The sequence below is a fragment of the Streptomyces sp. NPDC020875 genome, from assembly GCF_040641415.1.
GTDB lineage: Bacteria > Actinomycetota > Actinomycetes > Streptomycetales > Streptomycetaceae > Streptomyces.
Genome location: NZ_JBFADP010000023.1, coordinates 103,917 through 111,644 on the forward strand (window position 1 = coordinate 103,917; position 7,728 = coordinate 111,644).

At 71.1% G+C, this 7,728-nt stretch carries 5 protein-coding genes and 1 tRNA gene; 2 read left to right on the top strand and 4 right to left on the bottom strand.

What is annotated here, in order from left to right; genetic code table 11:
* The first annotated feature begins 311 nt into the window (after positions 1–311).
* Entirely contained in the window at positions 312–1,967 is a 1,656-nt protein-coding gene (locus AB0G74_RS15820) for a glycosyl hydrolase family 18 protein (RefSeq protein WP_361145853.1), read from the top strand.
* A 213-nt stretch (positions 1,968–2,180) separates the two neighbouring features.
* Here AB0G74_RS15820 and AB0G74_RS15825 read toward each other — a convergent pair whose 3' ends face one another.
* Positions 2,181–3,935: an EAL domain-containing protein gene (locus AB0G74_RS15825; RefSeq protein WP_361145856.1), complete on the bottom strand. Its 1,755-nt coding sequence runs from the start codon at positions 3,933–3,935 to the stop codon at positions 2,181–2,183.
* A gap of 683 nt (positions 3,936–4,618) precedes the next feature.
* Here AB0G74_RS15825 and AB0G74_RS15830 point away from each other — a divergent pair.
* On the top strand, positions 4,619–5,824 hold the full coding sequence (locus AB0G74_RS15830) for a M6 family metalloprotease domain-containing protein (RefSeq protein WP_361145901.1): 1,206 nt from the start codon (positions 4,619–4,621) through the stop codon (positions 5,822–5,824).
* 59 nt (positions 5,825–5,883) lie between these two features.
* Here AB0G74_RS15830 and AB0G74_RS15835 read toward each other — a convergent pair.
* From AB0G74_RS15835 to AB0G74_RS15845, 3 genes are all read right to left on the bottom strand, one after another.
* Positions 5,884–5,957: transfer RNA gene (locus AB0G74_RS15835), tRNA-Lys, on the bottom strand.
* Positions 5,948–6,616: a hypothetical protein gene (locus tag AB0G74_RS15840; protein ID WP_361145859.1), complete on the bottom strand. Its 669-nt coding sequence runs from the start codon at positions 6,614–6,616 to the stop codon at positions 5,948–5,950. The genes AB0G74_RS15835 and AB0G74_RS15840 overlap by 10 nt, the downstream gene beginning before the upstream one ends.
* Positions 6,617–6,741: 125 nt before the next feature.
* On the bottom strand, positions 6,742–7,071 hold the full coding sequence (locus AB0G74_RS15845) for a hypothetical protein (protein ID WP_361145861.1): 330 nt from the start codon (positions 7,069–7,071) through the stop codon (positions 6,742–6,744).
* Positions 7,072–7,728 lie beyond the last annotated feature (657 nt).

Genomic DNA, 7,728 nt, shown 5'->3' on the forward strand with positions numbered 1-7,728 from the left:
CGGGGGCACCGATGATTTCTTTCCGGTGGTTCATCCCTGAACTGTCCGATTGGCCGGGATCGCCCAACCCTTAAACCTTCCTTATCTCGCACTTAAAGCCCTCGTCAGTTGCGGTGAGAAAACTTTCATCCTTCTCATCAAACCCCCTCTGACGAGGGCTTTTGCCTGAGAATTGGTCTAGTCCTTCTTTGATCGAAGGTTGGTCGAGACCATTGACGCGGCGCTGGCCGAATCGCTATCTCTTTCACCGGCCCGCGTTACGCCGACCAGCGGGCCCGCACCCCTTGTTCCCCCCACACCGGAGGCATTTCGTGCGCTCCCGCAAACCCTTGATCGCGGCTGTGACCACCGCGGCACTCGCCGCAGGTGTCATGGCCGGCTTCGCCGCGACTGGCAATGCCGCGACCCCCCAGAAAGCCGCCGCGGCCGCCACCCAGCCGGGCGTGAAGATCGCGTACTACGACCAGTGGAGCGTGTACGGCAACGCCTTCTACCCCAAGCACCTCGACACCCGGGGCATCGCCGACAAGCTGGACATCATCAACTACTCGTTCGGGAACATCCACCCGACCGAGCTGACCTGCTTCCAGGCCAACAAGGCGGCGGGCGACGACAACAACCCCAACGCCGGTGACGGCGCGGGCGACTCGTACGCCGACTACCAGAAGACGTTCTCGGCCGCCGACAGCGTCGACGGTGTCGCGGACCGCTGGGACCAGCCCATCGCCGGTGTCTTCAACCAGTTCAAGAAGCTGAAGGCCAAGCACCCCCACCTGAAGATCAACATCTCGCTCGGTGGCTGGACGTACTCCAAGTACTTCCACGACGCGGCCAAGACCGACGCCTCCCGGCAGAAGTTCGCCGCCTCCTGCATCAAGCAGTACATCACCGGCGACGTGCCCAAGGCCGACGGCTACGGCGGCCCCGGCACTGCGGCCGGGATCTTCGACGGCATCGACATCGACTGGGAGTACCCCGGCTCCAGCGGTGGCCACCTGGGCAACCACTACGGTCCCGAGGACAAGGCCAACTTCACCCTGCTGCTGGCCGAGTTCCGCAAGCAGCTGGACGCGTACGGCGCGGCCAACGGCGGCAAGAAGTACCTGCTGACCGCCGCCATGCCGGCCGGCCAGGACAAGATCAAGCACATCGAGACGGACAAGGTGGGCGCGTACCTCGACTACGCGAACATCATGACGTACGACATGCACGGCGCCTGGAACGGCAACGGCCCGACCTACCACCAGTCGCCGCTGTACTCGCCGCCGTCCGACCCGACCAACCCGATCGCGCCGGGCACCGAGAAGTACTCGGTCGACAACGCGGTCCGCGCCTGGATCGACGGCAACCCGGCCTACGGCATCGCGGGTGGCTTCCCGGCCAACAAGCTGACCCTCGGCTACGAGATGTACTACCGCGGCTGGAAGAACGTCCCGGCCGGGACCAAGAACGGACTCGCCCAGTCCGCCAACGGCGGCAGCGCGCCCCGGCCGCTGAGCCAGGCCGCCGGTATCGCCAACTACAAGGAGCTCGGCGGCATCGTCGACAACCCGGCGACCACCTTCTGGGACGACGAGGCGAAGGCCGCGTACTTCTACAAGAACGGTGAGTTCTTCACCGGTCTCGACAAGCGGGCCATCGACGCCCGGGCGGCCTACGCCAAGAGCAAGGGCCTCGGCGGGGCGATGATGTACTCCCTGATCGGCCTCGACGAGCAGACCAAGCTGCTCAACGACGTCGTCGCCGCGGTCGGCACCAGCGTCCGGCCCTCGCCGACGCCCACCCCGACCCCGACTCCGACCCCCACCCCGGCCTGCGGCAACCCGTGGACCGCGACCGAGGTCTACAACACCAACTCCGTCGTCGCCCACAACGGCCGCAAGTGGAAGGCCCAGTGGTGGAACCAGGGCAGCGAGCCCGGTACCGGCGGTGAGTGGGGCGTCTGGCGGGACCAGGGCCCCTGCTGACCCCGGCCGGATGACCGGCCGGTGACGGGGCCGCCCCCCACGGCAGCACCATCCGGCCCCGTACACCGGCCGTGTCGGCCGGAGCACCACCCGAGAACCACCGTGTTCCCCCCACAACACCGCCCCCGCCCGGATGTTCTTCCCGGGCGGGGGCGGTACCCATTCCGGATCCCAACCGGACCCGTGCCGGACTTTTCCAGGGCCGCCCGCGGCTCAGGCGGGCAGCGCCGTCAGCCCCACCAGCTCCGCGATCCGCTCCGGCGGGACCGCCCGGGAGTAGAGCCAGCCCTGCCCCGTGTCGCAGCCGATCCGCCGCAGCCGCGCCGCCTGCCCCGCGGTCTCCACGCACTCCGCCGTCACCGTGAGCCCCAGCCGGTGCGCCAGCTCGACCAGCGCCGCCACGATCGTCTCGTCGGCCGGATTGGGATGCGCCTCGTCCTGGAAGCCCCGGACGAAGGACCCGTCGAGCTTCAGCGCCGAGACCGGAAGCCGGCTCAGATACGCCAGATTCGAATACCCCGTACCGAAGTCGTCGATGGCGATCCGGACGCCCATGTCGCTCAGGTCCTGGAGCGCCTGCAACGGCCGCCCCGCCGAGCCCATCACCGCCGACTCCGTCAGCTCCAGCTGGAGCAGCCGGGGTTCGAGCCCGGTCTCCTCCAGGGTGCGGGCCACATCCGCCACCAGGTCAGAGTCCCAGACCTGCCGTACGGCCACATTGACGCTGACGAACAGCGGCCGGGCCGCCGGATGGTCGAGCTGCCAGCGCCGGGCCTGGCCGCAGGCCGTACGGAGCACCCAGCGGCCCAGCTCGACGATCGAACCGTCCTCCTCGGCGATCCCGATGAACCGATTCGGCGGCAGGGTCCCGAACCGCGGATGGTGCCACCGGACCAGCGCCTCCACACCGCGGGTCACCCCGTCCGCCAGCCCCACCAGCGGCTGGTACTCGACCGCGAACTCGCCCCGCTCCAGGGCGGGCCGGAGCGACGAGGAGAGCGCCTGCCGGGTCATCCGGTGCGCGTTGCGCTCGGGGTCGAAGAGCGTCCAGCGGGCCTTCCCGTCCTCCTTCGCCCAGTACAAGGTGGTGTCCGCGGCCTGCATCAGACCGGTCGCCGACGTGCCCGCCGCCGACCGCTCCACCACCCCGATCGACGCCGACACCGCGAGCCGCTGTCCGTCGATGTCGAACGGCAGCTGCAACGAGGCCAGCAGCGACCGGGCCAGATCGGCCAGTTGCTCCGTCCCCGTGGACTCCTCCACCAGGACCGCGAACTCGTCACCGCCGAGCCGGGCCACCAGATGGCCGCCGCCCCGGGCGGTACCGGCGTTCCGCGCGCACTCGGTGAGCCGGTCCGCCACCGCGATCAGCAGCCGGTCGCCGATCCGGTGCCCCAGGGTGTCGTTGACCGCCTTGAACCCGTCGAGATCGAGATAGCAGAGCCCGATCCGCCCGGTCGCGCCCCGCTCGTACGACGCCGCTTCCACGGCGGCGGAGAGCCGCTCGAAGAACAGGGCCCGGTTCGGCAGCCGGGTCACCGCGTCGTGCATCTCCAGATGCCGCAGCCGGGCACCGAGCTCCCGGCGGTCGCTGATGTCCGTGACACAGAGCAGGGCGCCGCGCTCCCCGCCGTCCGGCCCGTCCGGCCCGTCCGCGAGGGGCGTCAGGACGATCTCCGCCCAGAACGTCCGGCCGTCGGCCCGCTTGACCCGGCGGGTGCAGCAGAGCCGCCGCTCCCGCCCGGACAGTACGTCGCGGTAGGTCCGCCGGATGTCCTGGTCGGCGGTCAGACCGGCGAGGTCCGCGGCGCGCCGGCCCGCCGGATCGGTGCCGAACAGCCCGGCGAAGGCCGGGTTCGCGACCGTGACCAGACCGTCGGCGCCGACGACGGCCATGGGGTGGTGTGCCGCGTCGAACGCGGCCCGATAGTCCCGCCCGGACCCGGTTCCTTCGGGGGTTCCGCTCACCGCTTTCACTCCCGCAGTGCAGTTGTGTCGTGGATGTGGTCGGAATGCGTCAGACGAGTCGGCGACCGTTCACGGCGGACGGGGGGCGCCGCCGGTGGAACGGTCGCGAGAGATCCAAAACAACCTGAAAGCCAGGAAAACCAGGAAAGCAAGTTATAGATATGGAAAGTTGAGGAAAGGTCAGGAACGTTAAGAAACGGACCAGGGAAAGTGTGCCGATCATAGAGGCTGCTCCATAGGGCGTTCCACCTCCGCCACCGGGGCGCTTGACGTCGGCGCACAATGCCAGATCGTTTCTGCGCGAGCCTGGCCGATGTCGTTCATTTCTCCGCCGCCCTTCGATCCCTTCCCGACCGGATCCGATACCCGGGGTGTCACCCCGCCGTCGCGCGCCACCCGCCCGGTCTCGACCCGATTGCGGGCGAGTGTCGGCCCGGTCACCCGAGTGGGGCACCGGAACTGGTCGTACACCAAGAAATCACCACAAGGTGGTCGAGGTGTCTTCCCATCCGCGGTCGGAGGTCGACGTGGCGCGTCAGCAGTTCCCCACGGGTCCACCCGGGAGGGTGGCGGGCGGGCGTCTGTACGGATCGCCCGGCACCGGCGGCCCGGACCACCCGGGCCCCCCGGGGCCCCGCGACCGGCCCGACGACACCCCCGACGAACCCGGCGGGGAGCGCGGCCTGGGCCGTACCCTCGCCGCCGCCGTCACATCGCTGCTGGCCCTCGCGGCGACCTCCCTCGTGGCGGGCCCGGCGGTGGCGAAGACCGCGCCCGCCTCCTGCGCCCTGCCCCGCACGGCCGCACACCACTCCCTGGGCCTCGACACCTGGAACAACGGCTACCCCCAGCCGGTACGGGACCTCGACGCGGTGATGGTGTTCCTTTCATTCCCTGACCACGTGCCCCGCACCACACCCGAACGGCTCGCCGCCGACCATTTCCCAGCCACCAGCGCGTTCTTCGAGCGCGCCTCGTACGGCGGATTCACCCTCCGCCCCCACCCCCAGCGCGCCTGGGTCCGGATGCCGCGGGATTCCACCGCCTACGCCATACAGCGCGACTGGGCCCCCGACCGGCGCCGCGCCTTCCTCCGGGACGCCCTCGGCGCGGCCGACCCGACCGTCGACTTCTCCCGCTACGACATCGTCTATCTGGTCGCCGACCCCGACGCGCCCGGCGTCGACTCCGACGCCACCAAGGTCGTCAACTTCGACCGGCCGATGAACTACGACGGCACCGGGCTGCGGCGGGTCGTCACCGTCTTCGAACAGCACCCGCCCGACCGCAATGTGCTCGCCCACGAGACCGGACACGTCTTCGACCTGCCCGACCTCTACCACCGGCCCACCGACGGCAAGGGCGACTGGGACACCCACGTCGGGGACTGGGACGTCATGGGCAGCCAGTTCGGACTCGCCCCCGACCTCTTCGCCTGGCACAAGTGGAAACTCGGCTGGCTCGACTCCCGGCACGTCCGCTGCGTCACCCGGCCCGAACTGATCACCCTCGACCCGGTCGGCGCCGCGCCCGCGCCCGGCGGCGGCACCGGCACCCGCCTCGCGGTCGTCCGTACCGGACCCGGCAGTGCCCTCGCCGTCGAGGCCCGCGGCGCGGCCGGCAATGACCGGACGACCTGCGCCGAGGGCGTCCTGCTCTACCGGGTCCACGCCGACACCGTCTCCGGCCGCGGCCCCGTCGAGGTGATCGACACCCACCCGGAGACCGAGGCGTGCTGGGACCGCTCCGTCTACCCGGCCCTCGCCGACGCGCCCCTGGGCGCGGGGGAGACCTTCACCCTCTCCGGGGCGTCCGGGGAACGGATCCGGATCGAGGTCGTGGACCGTACCGCCACCGGCGCGTGGAACGTCCGTATCGCGGCGGGCTGACCCCGCCCCGGGCACACGAACAAGGCCCCCCGCTTCCGCGAGGGGCCTTGCTCCGTCGGTGCGCCGCCAGGGACTCGAACCCCGGACCCGCTGATTAAGAGTCAGCTGCTCTAACCAACTGAGCTAGCGGCGCCTGCTGACGTCGTAGACCTTAGCACCACGATCCGGGCGAGGAAAAATCGGTCCGCCCGAGCCCTCGGTGAAGCCCGTGGGAGCGGCTCCGGCGGCCCGTGCGGCCCGTACACAGGCCCAGAGCAGCACCTCGGGCCCCGGCAGCCAGGGATACCGCGAACCGGGCGCCACCAGCCACCGGGGGGCCGTGACACCCGCCGCGCCGTCCGGCTCCGGCCCCCGCCCGTCGTCCGGCGGGACGGTCACCGCGTCCCCCGTGCCGTGATACATCAGCGGCGGTACGAAGCTCCCCCACTCCTCCCAGCTCAGCAGGGCGGGCAGCCGGGCCGCCGTCCCCGGCGCGGCGAACACCAGCAGACGGCCCCGGTACGCCACCACCGGACCCGACCCCGGGCCCTCCTCCCACACCCGGTCCAGCAGCAGCCGCCCGAACACGGCGGGCGCGCTCACCACGTCGAAGAGCGTCCCGCACGGCAGTACGGCACCGTGCCCCGGCCGCCGCTCCCAGGGCGCCCGGGCGGCCGACCCCGCCGAAGCGAGCCACTCCGCCCCCGCCGCGGTCACCCGCGCGGCCCCCGGGGCGCCCTCCTCCCGCGAACCCGCCTCGGGAATCGCCGGACCGCGGCCGTCTCGTACCGGTGCACTCGTGGAAGCGCTCATGACTCCAGATCTACCGGCGGTGACGACACGATTCCAGAGTGTTCGCGAAATGGGGACGCGCGGCGGGGAAACCGGGTATCTTGCCCGCCCGGCATATGCCAGGCGCCGCATCCGGGCCGCCTCCGCTACGAACGGTCCTCGTCCCGGGCCAGCCCGCGCCCGAACTCGATCATCTTCTTCGCGTAGTCCTCGGTCCACCCCGCCCGCTCCGCGATATCCCCCGGCGTCAACCGGTCGAACCGCCGCGGATCCGCGAGCTGCGCGGCGGCCAGCGCCTGATACTCCACCGCCCGGTCCGTCGCGGCCCGGAACGCCAGGGCCAGCTCCGTCGCCCGGTCCAGCAGCGCGCGCGGATCCTCGATCGCCTCCAGATCGAAGAACCGCTCCGGATCGGCCGCGACCTCCGCGGGCTCGAACAGCAGAGCGGCGGGGCGTGGCTTGCGCGGGTCCGTCATCTGCGGCGTCCTTCTCCTCGTCACGGTCACTCCGACTCCGCGCCCCATTCTCCCCCGGACCCCGCCGCTTACCCCTCCGGGGAGGACCCGCCACTTATCGGGCCGCGCCCGGCGTCCTGGTGTTGTTCGCGGCCTGCGGGCCGTGGCTGGCTGGTCGCGCAGTTCCCCGCGCCCCTAAATACTCTCCCCCGCACCGGCCCTGAAAAGGGACCCGGCCCCGGGAGAAAGGGCTGGGCACTTCCCAATGGGTCCCGGCCCCGGGATGAGGGGCGGGGCCCATTCGGAGGGCGACAACCGGGGCGACCAGGGGCGCGGGGAACTGCGCGACAAGCCACCCACCGGGGCGCGGGTGGACCGACAACACCAGGTGGCACCCATCCCTTCCCCCGGGACGGGCTCCAGCCCCGGGGGACATGTCCAGTGCGCGTGGTCGGGGGGTGCAGGGTCGCCCCCGCAACGGATGGCGGAGAAGACCGGGTCTGCCTCCCAGGCGACCTCACTTCCGCCGTCCGTGAGGAGGTGAGCCCGGAGGCCACCGACCCTCCCGACGCTGGACAAGACTGCCCGCATACCGCTGGAGTGACGGTCACATCTTCAACAGCCCCGCCGGCGCCTGAGGCGCGAACCGCCCCGCCTGGGCACAGGCAACCCCACACC

Excerpts from the sequence above, each read along its gene's own strand:
- AB0G74_RS15840 (WP_361145859.1), bottom strand. The coding sequence starts at position 6,616 with ATGAGCGCTTCCACGAGTGCACCGGTACGAGACGGCCGCGGTCCGGCG.
- AB0G74_RS15845 (WP_361145861.1), bottom strand. The coding sequence starts at position 7,071 with ATGACGGACCCGCGCAAGCCACGCCCCGCCGCTCTGCTGTTCGAGCCC.